Genomic DNA, 977 nt, shown 5'->3' on the forward strand with positions numbered 1-977 from the left:
CGGCCGAAGGCCGCGCCCAGACCCGCCGCGTCGAGATCCAGCTTTCGCCGCTCACCTGATTTGTACGGCAAACCAATGCGAAACGGCTCCCATGGGGGGCCGTTTTTGTTTGAGCGGATATTGGTGTTATTCAATTAGTTATTCCTAAAATACATCTTTCCCGCAGCTATGGAAAGGAATAGCATCATCGCTGTTCCTGAGGGGATGAGGCGGTGTCACTGGCCGCGCAATCAGCATTTTTCCGCCTCGGTCTTGCACGGCCAGATCAGAAATCTGGGAGGAATGCATGACAAGAACAGCCAGCCTTGGGCGCTGCGGCGTCCTCGTTTTGACAGGTTTGGTAGGCGCGTGGCTGAACGTTGCTTCGGCTCGCGCCGAGGACGCCAACAAGGCCGACATCGAAGCCTTGAAGAAGTCGCTCGCCAAATATGAGGATTACACCGCTGCCGTCCGCGACCTCTATCTGTCGACCGTCGGCTGCGTCCACTACAGCGGAGAAAAGATACCGGGCGCGATGGACTACCCGAAGGGCGCCATGGGCATCCACTTCGTCAATGTCCCGAGTGTCGGCCAGAAGCTTGATCCGATGAGGCCGAACGTGCTGATCTACGAGCCGACCAAGGAAGGCCTGAAGTTGGTCGGAGTGGAATGGCTGGTGCCGCTGACGCCGGACACCAAGGAGCCGCCCAAGCTGTTTGGCCAAACCTTCATGGGACCTATGGAGGGGCACTACCCTCTCATCCCGAAGGAGTTCGTCCATTACGACCTTCATGCCTGGCTCGGGGACAACCCGAACGGCATGTTCAGTCCGACGAACCCGAACGTGAAATGCAACAAGGCCGAGTTTCCGATGCTGGAAAAACCGACCAAGATGATGCCTGGGCCGATGTAACGGGCGAGCCAGGCTGAAAGAGCTTTGCCGAGAAGGCAGCCGAGTGGCCGGCTCGCCTTCGAAGCGGTCGGGATCAGACCTTGGC

Annotated in this window: 1 protein-coding gene; it reads left to right on the plus strand. The window is 58.4% G+C overall.

The genetic code is table 11. The features are described from left to right. The first annotated feature begins 286 nt into the window (after window positions 1–286). Entirely contained in the window at window positions 287–892 is a 606-nt protein-coding gene (locus EN939_RS35750) for a hypothetical protein (protein WP_127272004.1), read from the plus strand. Window positions 893–977 lie beyond the last annotated feature (85 nt).

Source organism: Mesorhizobium sp. M7A.F.Ca.CA.002.05.1.1 (assembly GCF_003998335.1).
Lineage (GTDB): Bacteria > Pseudomonadota > Alphaproteobacteria > Rhizobiales > Rhizobiaceae > Mesorhizobium.

Excerpts from the sequence above, each read along its gene's own strand:
- EN939_RS35750 (WP_127272004.1), top strand. The coding sequence starts at position 287 with ATGACAAGAACAGCCAGCCTTGGGCGCTGCGGCGTCCTCGTTTTGACA.